We start from the raw sequence: 20024 nt of genomic DNA, 5'->3' as shown, positions 1-20024 counted from the left end.
CATGGCTTACCTTGGCGATCCGATCGATGCCCAACTGGCGGCCGTGGCCGGCAGCGACCCTGACCTGTTTGTCGAACTGCGCAGCGCGTTCCTCGATAGCGCGCGTCGGCAGCTTGACCTCATGCGCCGCTCGCGCTGCGACGGGAACTGGTCGATGGCCGGCATGCGGCTGAAGGGCCTGGCCGCCTCGTTCCATGCGCAGGGCCTGATGCTGCTGGCCGAGCAGGCCCTGGCCGGGGCGCCGGGCGATCCGGCCGTGCTGCGCCGGATCGCGCACTGGCTCGACGATTTCAACGCCGGCCCGGACGAGGAAGTCCCGTTGGCGGGCGATCCCGAAACCGGGCTGGCATGACCGAACAGGCGCGCGGGGGAAACCCCGGCGCGGCGCTTGGCAGGGCGGGACTCGCGCCCTACGATGCACGCGACCAGGAGGCATGCACTTGCGCGTCGCGCTCATATCCTTGATGGAAAACGCGCCCGTCGATCTGGCGGGCGATGGACTTGTCCAGTCGGCAGGAAACCCCGGTTTCCTGCCCATCGCCGGCCATAGCATCGCGCGCCACCAGTTGGGCCTGGCGCTGGCGCTTGGCGCCACGCGAATCGTCGTCCACGCCGAGATGCTCTCGGCCGAGGCGGTGGATATCCAGCATGTGGCCGAGCAGCGCGGCGCGCGCTTTCACATCATCACCGCCGCGCGCGCGCTGGTGCCACTGGTTTCTGCCGAAGACGAATTGATCGCCTTTGCCGAAGGTTTCCTGGCGATGCCCGAAGAGGCGCGCCGCCTGCTCGACGAGGCGCCGGGCGTGCTTGCCCTGCCGGTGGAAGCGGGTGTGGCGGCCGGGTTCGAGCGGATCGATATCAACCACGCCTGGGCCGGCGCGCTGCGCATGCCCGGCCGGGTGGTGGCGGGGCTGGGCGATCTGCCGCCCGAATGGAACCCGGTGGCGGCGCTGTTGCGCCTCGCCACCCAGGCGCGCCTGCCGCTGCGCGCGGTGCCGCAGGGCCTGCTCGACGGCGGACGCTGGCGCCTGGTGCGCAACGAGGCCGATGCCCACGCCGCCGAAAACGACTGGCTGGCGCAGCACACCGCTGCCGGTCACGTCCGCTCGCCCGGCGAATGGCTGGCGGTGCAGGCGGTGCGGCGCATCGGGCCGGCGCTGCTGCATGCGCGCACGCGGCCCTGGCTGGTCATGCTGGCGGCGCTGGTGCTGGTGCTGCTGGCGCTGGGGGCGGGCTGGTGGGGCCGCGCGGGCCTGGCCTTCGCGCTGCTCGGGCTGGGCTGGGTGGTGCTCCAGGCGGCCCGCCTGCTGGCCAAGGTTGAGCAGGATTCGCTGCTCGAAGCCACCGGGCGCCTGCGCGGTGGCGCGCTGTTCGGGCCTTTGCTCGATGGCGCGCTGGTGGCAACCTGCGCCTGGCGCGCGAGTGGGAGTGCCACTGCGCAGACGGCTTGGTTCCCGCCGCTGGTGCTGGTCCTGATCCTTTGGCTGTTTCCGGTGGTCCTGCGCGATTTCCGCTGGACGGCATGGCTGTGCGATCGCCTGCTGGTGACGCTGGCGCTGCTGGTGGTGGGCCTGTTCATGCCGCTGGAAACCGGGCTCAGGGTGATCGTGGTGGTACTGCTGGCCACAGCGCTGGCGCAGGCGCATGGTCTTTTTCCTAACCGCTTGCTAACCAATGGAACCTAGAACCACGGGGATGCCCGACCCCGCGCCCCTTTCGCCTGATGACGACGCCTGGCTGGCGGCAGGCCTGGCGCAAGCGTCGGCCGCGCTGGACAGTACGGCGCCGATCCTGCGCCACCTGGTGTTGCAGGAAGAGCGCGACGTGTTCGGCGATGCGGTGATTGCCCAGGTGCGGGGCATGATCGACGATGTCGCCCGGCAACTGGCCGTGGCGCTGGTGCAGGCAGGCGGTGCGGCAGAGGGGGCCGAACCCGATCTGGCAGACGTGGCCGGGTTTGCCGATCTGCTTTGCGCCAATGCCGCATTCCTCGCTGCCGTGCATGGGCAGGCGCTGGAATGGCATCTGGCGCAGCGGCTGGAGCAGGCGCACGGCGTGGACATGGTCCTGGCCCCGTTGATCGAGGCGGCCATGGCCCGCCAGGATGGCGCCGCCCCGGCGCTGGCCATGGCCGTGCTGGTGGCGCAGGCGCGCTTTTGCCAGGCGCAGCGGCGCATGCAGTGGCCATTGGGCGAGTTGCCGCAAGACCTGTTGCGCATTGCCCTGGGCACGCTGCATGCGCGCGCCCGCCACGACGATGCCGAGATGCAGAGCCGGGCGATCATCGCCGAGCGCTCGTTGCGCCTGCGCTTCGATGCCGAGCGCGGGCGCCTGGCGCTGCTGCGCCGCCTGGTCGACGCGCTGCCCGATCCGGCCGTCGCGCTCGATCCGTTGCAGGCCGGACCGGCGCTGTTCCTCACCGCGCTGGCCCGCGCCATGGGCGCCCCGCGCGAGGATGCGGCGCTGTTGACCGCGCCATCGCATGTCGCGCGCCTGGCGCTGGTGCTGCGCGCGGCTGGACTGGAGGGCGACATGGTGCGCCAGCATGTCGGCGTGTTCCATCCCGAAGCGCTGGTGCCGGCCGCGCTCGGCGCGCTGTCTCCGCACGAAGCGGCGCAGCGCCTGGCCAGCGCCGGGCTGGGCGCCTGACCTTGGCCATGGCCGATCCCATCCGCGCGCGTTGCGATGCGGCGGACACGCTGGTTGCCGCCGACGAGGCGCTGGCGCGGCTGCACGTGGCGGCCGGCGGCACGCTGCCCGGTGTTCTGGCCGTGCCCGCCTTGCTCGCGCTGGTGCGCCAGGTGCGCGCATCGGGCTTGGCGCAGACCCGCCCCGTGCTGGCGATGGACGGCGATTGCCCGATCAGCTTTCACGCCCACGCCGCGCCCGAGGGGGACGAGGTCGTGCTGGCCCTGCGCCACTGGCGCCGTGCCCCGCCGCCAGATGAAGGCTTGCCCGCTGCCGATCCCCAGGCGCTGTGGCATCATCTGGCCGAAGGGCATGTCTTGCTGGACGCGGAGCAGCGGGTGATCGCGGCCGATCTGGCAGCTTCCGACCTGGCGGACCTGGCGGCCGATCTGGCTGGCGCGATCGGGCGGCATTGGGCGCTGTGCCCGGCACTGGCGCTCGGGCCGGGGCGGCTCGATACCGCGCGACTGCATTGGCGCCTACTGGATGACATGGTGATCGATGTGGCCGGATCGGCCCGCCGCTGGCGCCTGCGCCTCTTGCCGCGCGTGGCGAGCGGGTTCGACCTGCTGCTCTTGCCCGAAACGATCGATGCCCTGCCGGCAGACCCGCTGTTGCGCCCGGCGGCGGAGGCATCGGGTGCCGCCGAGCAGACGGCGCTGCCGCCTTGGACCGGCTTGCTCGGCCGTGACCTGGCGCCCGCCCTGCGCCAGCCGATCAGCCGGATCATCGCCAACGCCGAAACGATCCGCAGCCGCCTGGCCGGGCCGCTGGCCGATGCCTATGGCAATTATGCCGCCGATATTGCCGAGGCGGGGCGGCACCTGCTCGGCCTGGTGGAAGACCTGGCCGATCTCGACGCGGTGGAAGCGCCCGGCTTTGCCCCGTCGCCCGATCACATCGACCTGGCCGATTGCGCGCGCCGGGCGGCCGGCATCCTCTCCATGCGCGCGCGCGAGCGCGGCATTGTCCTGGCGCTGCCCGACGAGGCTTGCCATGCCCCGGCGATCGGCGAGTTCCGCCGCGTGCTTCAGGTTCTGCTCAACCTGCTCAGCAACGCGATCCGCTATACCCCGGCCCAGGCCACGGTGACGCTGGCCTGCGGCGTGGACGGCGCCACCGCGTGGATCGCGGTGGAAGACCATGGCGAGGGGCTGACCGCCGAGCAGGCCGCGCGCGTGTTCGAGAAGTTCGAGCGCCTTGGCCGCAGCGGCGATGGTGGTTCAGGGCTGGGGCTCTACATTTCCCGCCGGCTGGCGCGTGCGATGGCCGGAGACCTTACCGTGTCGAGCACGCCTGGCCACGGCGCCCGCTTCGTGCTCACCCTGCCGGCAGACTTGCCCAGCGCCGGGATCGTCAACGCCCGGTAAGCCGGCGTTTGCCAGCTTAACCGCACCTTTTCAGCGCATTCCGTGCCCGTTCAGGCCGATCCTCGTAACGCCCTTTGTGGCGGGACCGACATTCGGAAAAGACAGCACGAGGAGCTTCGCGATGATCAGGATGTTTGCGATTGCCGGCATGGCTGGCGCGTTGATGGCGACGCCGGCGCTGGCGCAGCCCGTGGATCCCAACCAACCTTTCAACGACGGATCGGCCGCCGCGTCGATGTCCACCCCGCCGGGCGTGGTCGCTCCGGGCTATGATCCGGGTGTCGCGGCCGTCAATCGCAACGAAGGCCAGGCCTTGGCCCAGGATACCGCTGCGGCACGGGCCAGCCAGCATGCCGCTTGGCGCGATTATCACCAGGCCGTGCAGGCGCGGCGCCAGACCATTGCGATGATCCATGCGACGCAGGCGCGACGCGAGGCTGCCTACAACCGCGCGATGGACGCCTGGCATGCGCAAGTGGACGCCTGCAACAGCGGCGATCGCCAGGCCTGCCTGGCTCCCACGCCCAATCCGGGCAATTACGAGTAAATCGGGGTAATCAGGTGCGCCGATTCAGCGCTTGCGCCCGGCGCGCCACACCGCGACAATGCCCAGCAGCGCGAGGCCGAGGCCGCGCCACACCCAGGGGCGCTGGTCCAGCATGAAACTGGACTCGGGCCAGTGCACCAAGCCCAGGCCCTGGAGCATCCACAACAGCCCCATGAAAAAGGCGGCCACGCCGGTGATCCGCAGGATCGTCGCCATGGCCGCCTTCTTTTTCATGGGTGTATCTCGCTCGCTCAGCGCTGGTCGAGCGGGATGTAGTCGCGCTGCGTCGGCCCGGTGTAGAGCTGACGCGGGCGGCCGATCTTCTGGCCGGGATCGCTGATCATTTCGTTCCACTGCGCCACCCAGCCCACGGTGCGGGCCAGGGCAAACAGCACGGTGAACATCGTGGTCGGGAAGCCGATCGCCGAAAGGATGATGCCCGAATAGAAGTCCACGTTCGGGAACAGCTTCTTCTCGATGAAGTAGGGATCGTTGAGCGCGATCTCTTCCAGGCGCAGCGCGGTTTCAAACAGCGGATCGTTGACCTTGAGCGCGTCGAACACTTCGCGCACGGTCTTCTGCATCACCGTGGCGCGCGGGTCATAGTTCTTGTAGACGCGGTGGCCAAAGCCCATCAGGCGGAACGGATCGTTCTTGTCCTTGGCGCGCTCGATGTAGTGCGGGATCTTGTCGGGCGTGCCGATCTCACGCAACATGTTGAGCGCCGCTTCGTTGGCGCCGCCGTGCGCCGGGCCCCACAGGCAGGCGATGCCGGCCGCGATGCAGGCGAACGGGTTGGCGCCCGACGAACCGGCAAGGCGCACGGTCGAGGTCGAAGCGTTCTGCTCGTGGTCGGCATGCAGGATGAAGATGCGATCCATCGCGCGTTCGACTTCGGGGATCACTTCGTATTCCTCGGCCGGAACGCCGAAGGTCATGCGCAGGAAGTTGCCGGTGTAGGACAGATCGTTGCGCGGATAGAGGAACGGCTGACCGACCGAATACTTGTAGGCCATCGCCGCGATCGTGGGGATCTTGGCGATCAGGCGGTGCGAGCTGATCGTGCGGTTCTGCGGATCGGCAATGTCGGTCGAATCGTGATAGAACGCCGACAGTGCGCCGACCACGCCGCACATCACCGCCATCGGGTGCGCGTCACGGCGGAAGCCACTGTAGAACTTGGTGAGCTGTTCATGCACCATGGTGTGGCGCGTGATCGTGCGGGTGAAGTTGGCCAGCTCGTCCTGGTTCGGCAGTTCGCCGTTGAGCAGCAGGTAGCTCACTTCCATGAAGCTGGAATGTTCGGCCAACTGGCCGATCGGATAGCCACGGTGCAGCAGCACGCCTTCGTCACCGTCGATATAGGTGATGGCGCTGTCGCAGCTCGCGGTGGAGGTAAAGCCAGGGTCGTAGGTGAACTTGCCCGACTGGCCGTAAAGCTTACGGATGTCGAGGACGTCCGGCCCGATGGTGCCGCTCTTGACCGGAAGGTCGATGGTCTTGCCATCGATGGTCAAAGTAGCCTGATTGTCGCTCACGCTAGGCTCTCCTGTACAAAGAAACGCTGTTTTGTGCCGCCCATCTCAGGCGGCGTGGTCACGCAGACGGGCCAGGCTCTCCTCCTTGCCGAGGAGAACCAGGACATCGAAAATTCCCGGTGAGGTCGCTTGTCCCGTCAGGCTTGCGCGCAAAGGCTGGGCGATCTTGCCCAATCCCACTCCCAGCTCCTCGGCCATTGCCTTGAGATTGGCCTCCAGCACGGGCGCTGTCCAGTCGTTTGCGCCCTCAAGCCGCGTGATCACTTTGGCAAGGATTGCGCGGGCATCGGGGGTGAGCAGGCTCTGCGCCTTTTCGTCGAGCGCCAGGGGGCGCTGGGCAAACAGGAACACCGCGCCCTTGGCCAGCTCGTTGAGATCGGCGGCCCGCACCTTGAGCACGGGCATCGCCTCGACCAGCTTGGCGTGATCGAGCGAGGGGGCGAGGTCAGCCAGGCGCGGCGCGACCAGATCGGCCAGGCGCGCATCGTCTGCCTCGCGCAGGTAATGCCCGTTGAGGTTGAGCAGCTTCTTGAGATCGAAGCGTGACGCGCCCTTGTTGACATTGGCGATGTCGAACCATTCCACCGCCTGGTCGCGGCTGATGATTTCCTCGTCGCCATGGCCCCAGCCCAGACGCAGCAGGTAGTTGAATACCGCTTCGGGCAGCAGGCCCATCTCGTCGCGATAGGCGTCCACGCCCAGGGCGCCGTGGCGCTTGGACAGCTTGGCCCCGTCCGCACCGTGGATCAGCGGGATATGGCCATAGACCGGATCGGGCCAGCCGCCCTCGATCGCGTTCATCGCGCGGATGATCACGAGCTGGCGGAAGGCGTTGTTGATGTGGTCGTCGCCGCGGATCACGTGGGTCACGCCCATGTCGTGATCGTCCACCACCACGGCCAGCATGTAGGTCGGCGTGCCATCGCCGCGCAGGATGACGTAGTCGTCGATCTCGATGTTCTGGACGGTGATCGTGCCCTGCACGGCATCGTCGATCACGGTTTCGCCCTCGCGCGGGGCCTTGACGCGGATGACGTAGGGCTTGTCGGCGGGCCAGGTGGCCGGATCGGCATCGCGCCATTCGCTTTCCAGGCGGAACGGGCGGCGTTCTTCCTGCGCCTTGGCGCGGCGCGCGGCGAGTTCTTCCTGGGTCAGGTAGCAGCGATAGGCATGGCCGGCGGCGAGCAACTGGTGCGCAACTTCGGCGTGGCGGTCAGACCGGGCGAACTGGAACACCGGCTCGGCATCGCCGCCGAGGCCCAGCCAGTTGAGGCCGTCGAAAATCGCGTCGATCGCCGCATCGGTGGAGCGGGCGCGATCGGTATCCTCGATCCGCAGCAGATAGGTGCCGCCATGGTGGCGGGCGAACAGCCAGTTGAACAGCGCGGTGCGGGCGCCGCCGATGTGCAGGAAGCCCGTGGGCGATGGAGCAAAGCGGGTGACAACGCGTGCCGCCGGGGTGGGGCTGGTGCCCGCCGCGCCCGATCCTGCAAGAACGGTGTCAGTCTGGCTTGCCATCGAGGGCGCATTCCTTCCAATTCGGCGCATGGCCGGCCTTGTTGCGACACCACCTGTTTCCCATGCGGCCCAGGGCCAGGGTGATGGTGCCGACCCGCAAAGAACCGGTCTCGATATGGGACCGAACGGGCTGGGGCGCCATTGGGCCAAAGCGGCGCGTTTGTCCAGCGTGCTCGCGCATGCGAATGCGTGGATCGAGGCGCGTGGCACGGAGCGCGGACCTTGGCTCAGCGTGGCGTTTGCCGCGGGAATCTGCGCCTGGGTGGTGCTTCCGGGGGTCTATCACTGGCTGGCTTTCCTGGCCGCGCTCGGTGGAATTTTGCTGCTTGTGCTGCCTCGCGATCGAGACGGCCGACTCGCCTATTTGCGACTGGCCGTGCTTTCGGTGGGGCTGATGGCCATGGCCGGCTGCGCCACGATCTGGATCAAGTCCAGCTTTCTGGGCACGCCGCCACTGCCCCGGCCGCTGTTTACCGTGGTGGAAGGCACCGTGGTCAACCGCGAAGTGCAGGCGGCGCAAGGGCGCATCCGCCTGACCCTGGCAACGCGCCTTGCCCTTTCGGGCGGCGCCGTGCGGGAAGGGCAAGTGCGGCTCAACGTGCCGATTTCGCCCGGTGATTCGGCGCGCGATGGCACGCGGCTGGACCAGCGCCTGGCCGATGGCGCACGGGTGCGCCTGCGCGCCAGGCTGATGCCGCCGGCGCCGCCGATGGTGCCCGGTGGGTTCGATTTTGCCCGCAGCGCGTGGTTTTCCGGCCTGATGGCCACGGGCAGCGTGGTCGGCCCGGTCACGGTGATCGCGCCGGCGCCGCCCGGCACCCGGCTCGATGCCGTGCGCCAGCGGCTCGCCGATCATATCCGCGCGCGGCTGGGCGGCTCGCCCGGGGCCATCGCCGCCGCCTTTGCCAGTGGCGATCGCGGCAGCATTGCGCAGGGCGATGAAGACGCGATGCGCGACGCTGGCCTGACGCACCTGCTCTCGATCAGCGGCCTGCACGTGAGCGCGGTGGTCGGCGGGGTCTATTTCCTCGCCGCACGGCTGCTCGCGCTCGTGCCGTTCCTGGCGTTGCGCCTGCGGGTGCCGCTGGTCGCGGCGGCGATGGGCGCGCTTGCGGGCATCGGCTATACCCTGCTGACCGGGGCGGAAGTGCCCACGATCCGCTCGTGCCTGGGGGCGCTGCTGGTCCTGCTCGCCCTGGCGCTGGGGCGTGATCCGCTGTCGTTGCGCATGCTGGCGGTGGCCGCGTTCCTGGTCATGCTGTTCTGGCCCGAAGCGGTGGTCGGGCCGAGTTTCCAGATGAGCTTCGGCTCGGTCATCGCGATCATCGCGTTCGATGGTTCGGCCCCGGCGCGGCGCTTCCTGGCCCATCGCGCGCACGAGGGCTGGGCGATGCGCCTGGTGCGGCATCTGGGCCTGGTGCTGGCCACCGGGCTGGTGATCGAGCTGGCGCTGATGCCGATGGCACTGTTCCATTTCCACCGCGCCGGCATCTATGGCGCGGCGGCCAACGTGATCGCCATTCCGCTCACCACGTTTCTCACAATGCCGCTGATCGCGCTGGCCTTGCTCCTCGATCTGGCGAACTGGGGTGCGCCGGCCTGGTGGGCGGTGGGCAAGTCGCTCGATACGCTGCTGTGGCTCGCCCATGTCACCGCCAGCCAGCCGGGCGCGGTCACGCTCTTGCCCGGCATGCCGGGCTGGGTATTCGGCCTGATGGTCGCCGGCCTGCTGTGGCTGGCGCTGTGGACCGGGCGGGTGCGGCTGTGGGGCTTCATCCCGATCGGCCTGGGCGCCGTGGTTACCGCGTTGCAACCCACGCCCGATGTGCTGGTGACCGGTGACGGGCATCATGTCGGGCTGACAGGGGAGGGGCCGGACCTGCTGCTGCTGCGTGACACGCGCAGCGACTATACACCGTCCACGCTGCTGGAAAACGCCGGGCTGGAAGGACAGGCGCGCAGGCTGGAAACCTGGCGGGGGGCGCGGTGCAACGCCGATTTTTGCCGCGCCGTGCTGGTGCGCGAGGGGCGCGCCTTTGCCATCCTGATGAGCCGGGGCCGCGACCGGGTGGATCGCGATGAACTGGCCAAGGCCTGCGCCCAGGCCGATATCGTCATTGCCGATCGCGGCCTGCCGGGCGTCTGCCGTCCACGCTGGCTCAAGGCCGATCGCCGCCTGCTGCGCGCCACCGGCGGGCTGGCAATCTACCTGGCGCAGCGGCGCGTGGTGACCGTGGCGCAAAGCGAAGGCCAGCATGGCTGGTTTCCCGCGCCCGAGCCATCGAACACGCCCATGTCGGCGCCATCACGCAACCCATGATGATCCGGCGAACGGGAGTTCCAATACCGTGATGGGATGAGGTGGTGGACGCACTAGGGCTCGAACCTAGGACCCGCTGATTAAGAGTCAGCTGCTCTACCAACTGAGCTATGCGTCCCCATGTGCCGTGCGGGCAGTCCGGTTGCGGTGAACCGGAGAAGGGATGGTGGACGCACTAGGGCTCGAACCTAGGACCCGCTGATTAAGAGTCAGCTGCTCTACCAACTGAGCTATGCGTCCACACCTGCTGTTCGGGCAGGCCGGTGTTGGTGCACCGGAGAAAGGATGGTGGACGCACTAGGGCTCGAACCTAGGACCCGCTGATTAAGAGTCAGCTGCTCTACCAACTGAGCTATGCGTCCGGTTTCCCGAAGGGCCGTCGCCCTCCGGGAGCGGCCCCAATAGCGATTTCTCCGGCCCTGCCAAGCCCCCATTTCAACTTTTTTACGAAAGGCCTGTGGAACCCCGGCGGCTCCAGCGATCGACCGCCATGATCGTGCCGATGCAGATCATGTTGGTCATCATCGACGAGCCACCATGGCTCAGGAACGGCAGCGGAATGCCCACCACCGGGGCCAGGCCCATGACCATCATCATGTTGATGCAGGCGTAGAAAAAGATCGTCGCGGTCATGCCGGCGGCGAGCAGGCGGGAAAACCGGTCGGGCGCGTTCATCGCCACTTTCAGGCCCCAGCGCATGATCAGGCCAAACACCAGCAGCACGAACAGGCCGCCCAGCATGCCCCATTCCTCGGCCATGGTGGCAAAGACGAAGTCGGTATGCGCCTCGGGCAGGTAATCGAGGTGGCTTTGCGAGCCATTGCCGAAACCCTTGCCGAGGAAACCGCCCGAGCCGATCGCGATCTTGGACTGGGTGATGTGATAGCCCGATCCCAGCGGATCGCTTTCCGGGTCCATGAACACCAGCACGCGCTTGCGCTGATAGTCGTGCAGGGCAAAGAAGAAGGCCAGCGGCGCGATCACCGCGCCCGCGCCGCCCGCGCCCAGGAACCAGCGCAGCGGCAGCCCGGCCAGGAACATGACCACCACGCCGCCAAAGCAGATGGCCAGCGCGGTGCCGAGGTCCGGCTGGAGCATCACGAAGGCCGCCGGGAAGCCGAGCAGGCCGATCGCCGGCGCAATCGCGCGCCATGTGCGGGTTTCGCCCGTGGGCAGCACGCTGTAGAACCACGACAGCACCAGCACGATGCCCGGTTTCATCAGTTCCGAGGGCTGGAGCGTCATGAAACCCAGATTGAGCCAGCGCTGGCTGCCCCCGCCGATCCCGCCGATCAGTTCGACCAGCACCAGCAGCACGCAGAGTATGCCATAGAGCGGCAGGGCCGCCCGCCGGAACCAGTCCTGCGGTATGCGGGCGATCACCATGGCCATGACGAGGAACACGAAGAAACGCGCGACATGCATCAGCGCCCAAGGCTGGAAGTGCCCCCCGGCGGCCGAATAGAGCACGGCGCCGCCGAAGAACACCAGCAGCAGCAGCGGCAGCAGCACGCCCCAGGGCTGGCGGGTCAGGCCTTTGGGAATATAGGCGCGGCGCATCGCGATCACTGCGCTCCGTTGGGCGCCACGGCGGGCGCCGCCGGGCTGCCGGGGACGGCTTGGCCAGGCTGGGGTTGGGGGGCGTCGGGCTCGGGCGCGGGCGGGGCCGCATCGGTCTGCGCGGTGGAGGGTTCGGCCACCGGCTTGTTTTCGTCTTCCACCACCTTGCTCGCCTGCGCTTCGTCAGGCGCGCGCGGTGCGCTGGCGCCATATTGCGCGGCAAAGGTGCTGTAGCGGGCGGCCATGCGTTGCTGCACATTGCCGCCCCAGCCCTTTTCCAGTTCCTCCAGCGCGGCCATGGCCTTGGCCGGATCGAACAGATAGGTCATCACGTCGCGCGCGATGGGATAGGCGCTGGGCGAGCCGCCGCCGTGCTCGATCGCCACGGCGCAGGCATAGCGCGGCTTGTCGAACGGGGCGAAGCAGATGAAATGGCCGTGGTCGCGCCGCTTCCATTCCACGTTCTTGCCGTTGCCGTGTTGCAGGCCCACGACCTGCGCGGTGCCGGTCTTGCCGGCCATCAGCACGTTGTCGATGGGAATGCGCGCCTTGCCGGCCGTGCCGCGCCCGTTGACCACTTCGTTCATCGCCGCGTGGATCAGGTCGAGATGCTCTTGCGCGAAGCCCATCGAGGCCGGCTGTGGCGCATGCCGGTCAAGCAGCAGGCGCGGGGTGAGTTGCAGGCCCGAGGCGATGCGCGAGACCATCGTGGCTTGCTGGAGGGGATTCACCAGCATGTAGCCCTGGCCGATGGTGGCGTTCACCGTGTCATAGATCGCCCATTCCTTGTGGTACTTGCGCAGCTTCCACGCCGGATCGGGCACCGTGCCATAGGATTGCCCCGGATAGGGCATGGGGAATTCCTGCCCCAGCCCCAGCCGCCGCGCCATGGCCGCGATCTTGTCCATGCCGATCTGTTGGGCAAAGTGATAGAAATAGACGTCGCACGACTGGTAGATGCCCTTGAGCATGTCGGTCTGGCCGTGGCCGTGGTGGTTCCAGCAGTGGAACACGCGGTTGCCCACGCGCAAGCCGCCGGCGCAATTGACCGAGGCCTTGGGATCGAGCCCGGCTTCGAGAAACGAGAGCGCGACCAGCGGCTTGACCGTCGATCCGGGCGGATAGAGGCCGCGCAGCACCTTGTTGCGCAAGGGCACGTGATCGTCTTCCGACAGCATTTTCCATTCGATGCGGCCGATGCCGTCGGAAAAGCTGTTGGGATCGTAGCACGGCATCGACACCATCGCGAGCACGTCGCCGGTGGCGCAGTCCATCACCACGACCGAACCGGATTCGAGGCCGATGCGCCGCGCGGCATAGTCCTGCAATCCGCCCAGGATGGTAAGCTGGATCGGCTGGCCGGGTACGTCTTCGCGCGTGCCCAGGTCGCGCACCACGCGGCCCGAGGCCGTCGCTTCCACCCGGCGCGCGCCGGGCACGCCGCGCAGGCGGGTCTCGAAATGCTTTTCGAGGCCATCCTTGCCGATCTTGAAGCCGGGCGTGATCAGCAGCGGGTTGCGCTCGCGCTCGTAATCCTCGGCCGAGGCGGGGCCGACATAGCCGACCAGGTGGCCGACCGACGGCCCGGTGGGATAATAGCGCGAATAGCCGCGCTGTGGGATCACCCCGGGCATTTCGGGCAAGCGCACGCTGACGGCGGCGAACTTGTCCCAATCCAGCTTGGCAGCCACTTCCACCGGCTGAAACCCGCGCGCCTTGTCCAGCTTGTCCTTGATGTCGCTGATCTTGTCGGCGGTCAGGCCGAGCAAGCCGGACAGCTTGGACAGGGTATCGTCGGCATCGACCAGCCGGTCGGGGATCACGTCGACGCGGAAATCGGCGCGGTTGGAGGCGAGCGCGGCGCCATTGCGATCCAGCACCCAGCCGCGCCGGGGCGGGATCAGCGACAGGTTGACGCGGTTGCTTTCCGAGGCGGCCTTGTACTTCTGGTTCTCGAAGATCGAGAGATAGGCAAGCCGCGTGGCCAGCAGCACGCCGACCGTAGCCTGGCCCATGCCGAGCACAAACGTGCGCCGCTCGAAGCGATTGGTGAGGATGGCCGATGTGAGCGGCAACTTTTGCTTCACGTCACAGCCTTTTGAGCGGGAGCAGGCGGATGCGATCGAGCAATGCGACGACGCGCGTGACCACAGGATGAAGCAGGACGGTGAGGAGCACTTGCGGGCCGACCGTGACGGGCAGGGGATAGCCGGCCGCCAGGCCCGCCAGCGCGGCCGTGAGCACGACATAGGCGGCAAGCAGGGCGGCGGCGGTCAGCCAATCCTGGATGAAGCCGCGCCACAGGAATTTCTCGTCGATCACGTCCATCGCCAGCATGGTCAGCGACCACAGCACGATCCCGCTGCCGAACGGCTGGCCGCTGTAGAGATCGTCGAACAGGCCAAGCGGCAGCCCGGCCCAGACCGGCAGCAACGTGGGGCGCAGCAGGCGCCAGGCCAGCAGGGTCATGAAGCCGAGCGGCGGCAGCACCGGCGCCGACGCCACGATCGGCGAGAACGTCACCATCGAGGCGAGCATCGTCGAAATCCACGGCAACCCTTGCGCCAGCACGGGCGAGGGCCCGCGATTGAGCCGTCGCCGCACGAGGTCTTCGGGACGCGCGCCGAGAAGGGGGAGAGGCATGGCCTGGCGTGCCTCAGTTGTTGCCGTCGTCGGCGGGCGGTGGCGGCGCGGCTTTCTGCGCGGCTTCCAGAGCGGCCTGGGCACTGGCCTGCCAGGCGGGAAGCACCAGCACGAAATCGGCATCGGACGGGTCGCTGGCCAGGTGGCCGGTGGCGCCGTCGCGGTGCGGTTCGGTCGCGACGGCCACGGGAATGCCCGGCGGATAGAGCCCGCCCGAGCCGGAGGTGACGAAGACATCGCCCTTGCGCAGCGTGGCAACGCCGGTGTTGATCAGGCGGATCTCGATGCGGCCATTGGCGCCGCCCTGGACGAACGCGGTCAGCCCGTCGGACGCGCGGCGCACCGGCACGACGTTGTCGGGATCGGTCACCAGCAGCACGCGCGCGGTGTTCGGGCCGGTTTCGACGATACGGCCGATCAGGCCGCCGGCCGCGCGCACCGGCTGGCCGGTCTGGACGCCCTGGTTGGTGCCCACCGACAGGACGGCAAAGCGGCGGGTGGACGTGGCGGTGGAGCCGATCAGGCGCGCGCCGACGATGGGCTTGCCCGCTGGATCGATCACCCCGATCAGCGCCTTCAATCGCGCGTTTTCCTGCTGCAAGGCGTGCATCGTCACGGCATCGGCGCGCGCGGCTTGCACTTCGCGGGTCAGTGCGGCGTTCTGCCGGCCGGCGTTGAAATAGGCGCCGATCGCGGCGAACACGCCCTGGCTGGCGCTGCGCGTTTCCGCGCCGGCCTTGCCCAGCGGACGCGCCACTTCGCTGGCGGTGTTGCGGGCAAAGGCGAAGGCTTCCGGGTTGAAGAACGAGACGCCGAGCACGACCAGACCCGCCACGACGCCCAGAACGGCGATCACGTAGCCGGTGAAAATCCCGTATTGCGCCCTGCGCGAAAAGCCCGGGCGCCGGTCAGGCGACCGCGCCATGATAACAATACCCCTGATACTCAACTGCATGCCAAGCCAGACAGGCGATGAAGGCCGGCTGAACCGCCGATGCCCTGCCGCGCCTGCCTGGCCCGAAATTCCGCATTCCTCAGGCGGTCATCAGCACGCCGCGATAGATCGGATCTTCCATCGCGCGGCCGGTGCCCAGCGCCACGCACGACAGCGGATCTTCCGCCACGCTGACGGGCAGGCCGGTTTCCTCGCGCAGGTGCTCGTCAAGCCCGCGGATCAGTGCGCCGCCGCCGGTCAGCACGATGCCCTGGTCGACAATGTCCGCCGCCAGTTCGGGCGCAGTGTTTTCCAGGGCGATGCGCACCCCTTCCACGATCGCGCCGATCGGTTCGGACAGCGCCTCGGCGACGTTGGCCTGGGTGATGGTGATTTCCTTGGGCACGCCGTTGACCAGGTCGCGGCCCTTGATGTGGATGGTTTCACCCACGCCATCGGCGGGCATCGTGGCGATGCCGTAGTCCTTCTTGATCCGCTCTGCCGTGGCTTCTCCGATCAGCAGGTTGTGATGGCGGCGCACATAGCTGACGATGGCTTCGTCCATCTTGTCCCCACCCACGCGGACCGAGGTGGTGTAAGCCAGGCCGCGCAGCGACAGCACGGCAACTTCGGTGGTGCCGCCGCCGATATCGACGACCATCGAACCGACCGGTTCGGTCACGGGCATGTCGGCGCCGATCGCGGCGGCCATCGGTTCCAGGATCAGGTAGACCTGGCTGGCGCCGGCGTTGCTGGCGGCGTCGCGGATGGCGCGTCGTTCCACCGAGGTGGAGCCCGAGGGCACGCAGATCACGATTTCGGGATAGCGCAGCAGGCTCTTGCTGCCGTTCACCTTGCGGATGAAATGCTTGATCATTTCTTCCGCCACTTCGATGTCGGCAATCACGCCGTCACGCAGCGGGCGGATCGCCTCGATGCTGTCGGGCGTCTTGCCCATCATCATCTTGGCATCGTCGCCCACGGCCTTGACCTTCTTGATGCCGTTCAGGGTTTCGATGGCGACGACCGAGGGTTCGTTGAGAACGATGCCGCGATCCTGGACATAGACGAGGGTATTCGCCGTGCCGAGGTCGATCGCAATGTTCTGGGAACCGAACTTGAAGAATCGGGAAAACATCGAAGCCATCAGAAAATCCGTAGTGATTCGCGCGCGGTACCACGCCAAGCGTGGCCTATGCGCAAAAGTGAGCGCCCGGGGAAGGCGGCTCATTAGCGCAAGCGGGGGGTAAAACCCAATATTTTGTGCACTGCCAACGCGGGATAAGTCACGCCGCCCGTCTCGAAAAAGGGCACGTTCGTCGCTAGGTTGGTCTCACCATGGATTCCAGCTCCCGCGTCATTCGGCGCCTGCCCGATACGCTGATCAACCGCATCGCCGCTGGCGAGGTGGTGGAGCGCCCTGCCAGCGCGCTCAAGGAACTGGTCGAGAACGCCATCGATGCCGGGGCGGGGCAGGTGGTTGTGCGCCTGTCCGAAGGCGGGCTGGGCCTGATCGAAGTGACCGATGATGGCTGTGGCATGCGGGCGGACGAGATTGCCCTGGCGCTGGAACGCCACGCCACGTCCAAGCTGCCCGACGAGGCGATCGAACTGGTCGCCACGCTGGGCTTTCGCGGCGAAGCGCTGCCCTCGATCGCCTCGGTCGCCCGCGTCACCATCGAAAGCCGCAGCCGCGAGAATGGCGAGGCGTGGAAGCGCGTGGTCGATCATGGCGCGCTGGTCGCCGAAGGGCCGGCCGCCTTGCCGCCGGGCACGCGGGTGCGGGTGGAAGACCTGTTCGGCAAGATCCCGGCGCGGCGCAAGTTCCTGCGCAGCCCGCGCTCGGAATGGGCCTCCAGCCTCGATGTCGTGCGGCGCCTGGCCATGGCGCGGCCCGATATCGGCTTTACCCTGGAGCACGATGGGCGCCGGGCGCTGCACGTCCAGCCTGGGGACACCCTGGCCGCGCGCGTGGCGCAACTCGTGGCGCGCGAGCTGGCCGACAATGCCGTTGCCGTGGACCTGCTGCGCGGCGATTATCACCTGATGGGGGTGGCGGGCCTGCCCACCTACAATCGCGGCGTGGCCGATCACCAGTATCTGTTCGTCAATGGCCGCCCGGTGAAGGACCGGCTGCTGCTCGGCGCGGTGCGCGGCGCCTATGCCGACATGCTGGCCCGCGACCGCCACGCCGTGCTGGCGCTGTTCCTCCAGGTTCCGGCCGAGGAGGTCGACGTCAACGTGCATCCCGCCAAGACCGAAGTGCGCTTTCGCGACTCGGCGCTGGTGCGCGGGATGATCGTCACCGGCCTTCGCCAGGCGCTCTCCACCGGCGATCGCCGCTCCGCCCAGGCGCCCGATGCCGGGGCCATGCGCGCCTGGCAGGCCGAGCCGGTTGCGCCACTGTTCACACCGCTGCCTGCGCCCGAACCGACCCGCCAAGGCAGCATCTTCGCTCCGTCTTACCAGCCGCCGCGCGTGAGTGAAGCCGGACAGGCCTGGCGCGGCTATGAAGCGAGCGTCATGGCCCCGCCGGTGGCCCGCGCCGAAGAGGCCGCCGCGCCGGTGCCGGAAGCGATCGAGCATCCGCTCGGCGTGGCGCGCGGGCAGGTGGCCAAGACCTATATCGTCGCCGAAGCGAGCGATGGCCTGGTGATCGTCGACCAGCACGCCGCGCATGAACGCCTCGTGCTTGAACGCCTGCGCGCCGCCGGGGCCGGGGAGGGCACTGCTCCCGCCCAGGCGCTGCTGCTGCCCGAAGTGGTGGACCTCGACGAACCGGCCTGCGACCGCCTGGAGGAAGCTGCCCCGCGCCTTGCCGACTTCGGCCTCGCGCTCGAACGCTTCGGCCCGGCGGCCATGCTGGTGCGCAGCGTCCCCGCCGCGCTTGCCAAGGGCGATGTCCAGGCCCTGGTGCGCGACGTGGCCGATGATCTCGCCAAGCACGGCGACGCCCTGCTGCTGGGCGAGCGGCTCGACCTTGTGCTCGCCACGATGGCCTGCCACGGCTCGGTCCGCGCCGGCCGCGTGCTGTCGGTGCCCGAAATGAACGCCCTGCTGCGCGAAATGGAAGTGACCCCGCGTTCGGGCCAGTGCAACCATGGCCGGCCCACCTGGGTGAAGCTTGCGCACGGCGATATCGAGAAGCTGTTCGGGCGGAAGTGATGCCCCCTCCGTCGGACCTGTGGTCCGCCACCTCTCCCGGGTGGGGGAGGATCGTTTTGGGAGAGAGATCATGCGGTTGATTGTTCTGGCTTTGCCTCTGCTGGCCGTTGCCGCCTGCCACAAGGCGCCGCAGCAGAGCGACGCGGCGGCGATTGCGCAGGTGGAGGCGGCGCAGAAGGAGCGGGCGCCGGCGCAGGAGATCAGCCCGCAGGTGATTGATTTCTTCGACATCACCAAGGGCAAGCTGACCGGCTCGGGCTGCAACTTCGTGCCCGAAGGCGGCGGCATGGGGGCGGTGCTGCTGGCTCAGGAAGATCGCGGCCTGATCAAGATCAAGGACCAGATCGTGGTCCTGGCCGCCGACAAGGGCAGTGCCCGGCTGCCGCAGCATGGCTGGTCGCACTACACTGGCCGGGAATGGGCGCTGACGCTGACGCGGATCGAGGATGGCAAGGCCAAGACCATGGGGGTGATCGACAGCTTTACCGGGCAGGTGGTGATCACCGATGCCGACAGCCGCCCGGTGTATACCGCCAAAGGTAACGTTCAGTGCAAACCGATGTAGGTTTCGGCGCCATATCCCGCAAAAACACCAATCTGGCGCTTTCTCGCCCAATCGGGGGTGACTCTTTGCCGTCTCATGCGTCTTCCATCGCGCGGGGGCGCCAAAAGACTAAGGGAAACGCCTATGAACAAGGGTCGCCACATCGTGTTGCTTTCCGCACTGCTGCCAATGGCGCTGGCAGGGTGCGCAACCACCGGATCGGTTAAGCGGGCACAGGCAGCCGCCGATCAGGCGCAGGCGCGGGCCGATGAAGGGCTCACCGCCGCGCAGCGGGCACAGGGTTCGGCCGATACTGCGGCGCAGGCTGCGGCACAGGCGCAGGGCTCGGCCAACAACGCGATGACTGCTGCACAAAGTGCGGGTTCGGCCGCGCAGGCTGCCTCGATGGCGGCGCAATCGGCCGGCAGCCGCGCGGATTCGCTGGAAACGCGCCTGCGTTCGCTGGAGCGTTGGAAGTGGGCCAAGACCCACCCCAAGAAGGCGAAGAAGCACCACGCACGCCATCACGCTAAGCGCCAGGCAACGCTGCATCGTCCGGTCACGGCCGATCAGACTTCGGCCCAGCACATGTAAGCACGGCTTGCCGTGAAACGGGAAAGGGCGCGCAAGGCCAAGGTCTGCGCGCCCTTTCTTGCGTGGGCCTGGAAAGGAGAGGCTGGTTCAGTCGGTGCCGTCGGGATCGCGCGTGGCCACCATCGCGTTGCTGACCATGGTGAGCACGATCACGTCATCTTGGTTGCACACCCGCGTCTCGGCGCGGAACAGGCCCATCTCCGGGCGAGATTGACTGCGGCGCTTGCTCAGGATCGTGGTTTCCACGCGCAGGGTGTCGCCGGGATAGACCGGATGGCGCCAGCGCAACTCGTCGATGCCGGGGGAGCCCAGGCCCTGGTGACCGGCTCGGTCCTGTTCCTCCACGATCATCGCCATGGTCATGGCGCAAGTGTGCCAACCGCTGGCCGAAAGCCGCCCGAAATGAGTCGCGGCGGCCGCTTCGTCGGACAAGTGGAACGGCTGCGGATCATACTTGCCCGCAAATTCCACCACTTCCTCGCGCGTGACGTGGCGCTGCCCAAATCGGGAAACGGCACCCACTTCCAGATCTTCATAGTATCGCATGGGGGGCAGGGTGGACCTGCTTTACGCTTACGTCAACTGGGCAGTGGAAATGGCCCG

The 20024-nt window shown here is 67.9% G+C and carries 18 protein-coding genes and 3 tRNA genes; 9 read left to right on the top strand and 12 right to left on the bottom strand.

From position 1 onward, the window contains the following. The first annotated feature begins 1 nt into the window (after position 1). From IE191_RS10595 to IE191_RS10575, 5 genes are all read left to right on the top strand, one after another. Positions 2-352, top strand: a complete 351-nt coding sequence (locus IE191_RS10595; RefSeq protein ID WP_191324340.1) for an Hpt domain-containing protein — start codon at positions 2-4, stop codon at positions 350-352. Positions 353-464: 112 nt separating this feature from the next. Beyond that, positions 465-1685 (top strand): hypothetical protein, encoded by a 1221-nt coding sequence (locus IE191_RS10590; RefSeq protein WP_191324339.1) that lies wholly within the window; start codon positions 465-467, stop codon positions 1683-1685. Between the two features lie 10 nt (positions 1686-1695). Continuing rightward, positions 1696-2649: a hypothetical protein gene (locus IE191_RS10585; protein ID WP_191324338.1), complete on the top strand. Its 954-nt coding sequence runs from the start codon at positions 1696-1698 to the stop codon at positions 2647-2649. 8 nt (positions 2650-2657) lie between these two features. Then, the gene (locus IE191_RS10580; protein WP_191324337.1) at positions 2658-4058 is read left to right on the top strand and encodes a sensor histidine kinase; all 1401 of its coding nucleotides are present in this window, start codon (positions 2658-2660) and stop codon (positions 4056-4058) included. 121 nt (positions 4059-4179) lie between these two features. Next, entirely contained in the window at positions 4180-4605 is a 426-nt protein-coding gene (locus IE191_RS10575) for a hypothetical protein (RefSeq protein ID WP_191324336.1), read from the top strand. 24 nt (positions 4606-4629) lie between these two features. Here the strand turns inward: IE191_RS10575 and IE191_RS10570 are convergent, their stop codons facing one another. From IE191_RS10570 to gltX, 3 genes are read right to left on the bottom strand one after another with little or no spacing between them, the layout of a single operon-like run. Beyond that, positions 4630-4839 carry a hypothetical protein gene (locus IE191_RS10570; RefSeq protein WP_229815241.1) on the bottom strand — a complete coding sequence of 70 codons (210 nt, stop codon included), beginning with the start codon at positions 4837-4839 and terminating at the stop codon, positions 4630-4632. A 17-nt stretch (positions 4840-4856) separates the two neighbouring features. Further along, positions 4857-6143 carry a citrate synthase gene (locus IE191_RS10565; protein ID WP_191324335.1) on the bottom strand — a complete coding sequence of 429 codons (1287 nt, stop codon included), beginning with the start codon at positions 6141-6143 and terminating at the stop codon, positions 4857-4859. A 45-nt stretch (positions 6144-6188) separates the two neighbouring features. Continuing rightward, on the bottom strand, positions 6189-7661 hold the full coding sequence (gltX, locus tag IE191_RS10560; protein ID WP_191324334.1) for a glutamate--tRNA ligase: 1473 nt from the start codon (positions 7659-7661) through the stop codon (positions 6189-6191). 28 nt (positions 7662-7689) lie between these two features. Here gltX and IE191_RS10555 point away from each other — a divergent pair, with 28 nt between their 5' ends. After that, a complete protein-coding gene (locus IE191_RS10555; RefSeq protein ID WP_229815240.1) occupies positions 7690-9981 on the top strand; it encodes a ComEC/Rec2 family competence protein in 2292 nt (763 codons plus the stop codon). 42 nt (positions 9982-10023) lie between these two features. On the opposite strand, the gene IE191_RS10550 is transcribed toward IE191_RS10555, so the two are convergent. The 8 genes from IE191_RS10550 to IE191_RS10515 form a co-directional block, all read right to left on the bottom strand. Next, positions 10024-10099: transfer RNA gene (locus IE191_RS10550), tRNA-Lys, on the bottom strand. A 46-nt stretch (positions 10100-10145) separates the two neighbouring features. Then, positions 10146-10221, bottom strand: a tRNA-Lys gene (locus IE191_RS10545). A gap of 46 nt (positions 10222-10267) precedes the next feature. Next, positions 10268-10343 (bottom strand) — tRNA-Lys (locus IE191_RS10540). Positions 10344-10425: 82 nt separating this feature from the next. After that, complete coding sequence (gene rodA, locus IE191_RS10535; RefSeq protein WP_191324427.1) at positions 10426-11541, bottom strand: rod shape-determining protein RodA; 1116 nt, start codon at positions 11539-11541, stop codon at positions 10426-10428. Positions 11542-11546: 5 nt separating this feature from the next. Then, a complete protein-coding gene (mrdA, locus tag IE191_RS10530; protein WP_191324333.1) occupies positions 11547-13628 on the bottom strand; it encodes a penicillin-binding protein 2 in 2082 nt (693 codons plus the stop codon). 1 nt (position 13629) lies between these two features. Next, positions 13630-14184: a rod shape-determining protein MreD gene (locus IE191_RS10525; RefSeq protein WP_191324332.1), complete on the bottom strand. Its 555-nt coding sequence runs from the start codon at positions 14182-14184 to the stop codon at positions 13630-13632. A gap of 13 nt (positions 14185-14197) precedes the next feature. Next, the gene (gene mreC, locus IE191_RS10520) at positions 14198-15109 is read right to left on the bottom strand and encodes a rod shape-determining protein MreC (RefSeq protein ID WP_191324331.1); all 912 of its coding nucleotides are present in this window, start codon (positions 15107-15109) and stop codon (positions 14198-14200) included. A gap of 109 nt (positions 15110-15218) precedes the next feature. After that, entirely contained in the window at positions 15219-16265 is a 1047-nt protein-coding gene (locus IE191_RS10515) for a rod shape-determining protein (RefSeq protein ID WP_110761529.1), read from the bottom strand. A 191-nt stretch (positions 16266-16456) separates the two neighbouring features. Between IE191_RS10515 and mutL the strand changes: the two genes are divergently transcribed. The 3 genes from mutL (at position 16457) to IE191_RS10500 (ending at position 19421) form a co-directional block, all read left to right on the top strand. Continuing rightward, positions 16457-18283, top strand: a complete 1827-nt coding sequence (mutL, locus tag IE191_RS10510) for a DNA mismatch repair endonuclease MutL (RefSeq protein ID WP_191324330.1) — start codon at positions 16457-16459, stop codon at positions 18281-18283. A 70-nt stretch (positions 18284-18353) separates the two neighbouring features. Next, the gene (locus IE191_RS10505; protein ID WP_191324329.1) at positions 18354-18848 is read left to right on the top strand and encodes a hypothetical protein; all 495 of its coding nucleotides are present in this window, start codon (positions 18354-18356) and stop codon (positions 18846-18848) included. A gap of 123 nt (positions 18849-18971) precedes the next feature. After that, positions 18972-19421 (top strand): hypothetical protein, encoded by a 450-nt coding sequence (locus IE191_RS10500; RefSeq protein ID WP_191324328.1) that lies wholly within the window; start codon positions 18972-18974, stop codon positions 19419-19421. 87 nt (positions 19422-19508) lie between these two features. Here the strand turns inward: IE191_RS10500 and IE191_RS10495 are convergent, their stop codons facing one another. Beyond that, a complete protein-coding gene (locus tag IE191_RS10495; protein WP_191324327.1) occupies positions 19509-19967 on the bottom strand; it encodes a MaoC family dehydratase in 459 nt (152 codons plus the stop codon). Positions 19968-20024: the final 57 nt, after the last annotated feature.

The sequence above is a fragment of the Novosphingobium pokkalii genome (assembly GCF_014652855.1).
GTDB lineage: Bacteria > Pseudomonadota > Alphaproteobacteria > Sphingomonadales > Sphingomonadaceae > Novosphingobium > Novosphingobium pokkalii.
The sequence above is the reverse complement of the archived record's forward strand: the minus strand, read 5'-3'. Positions and strand labels throughout refer to the sequence as shown.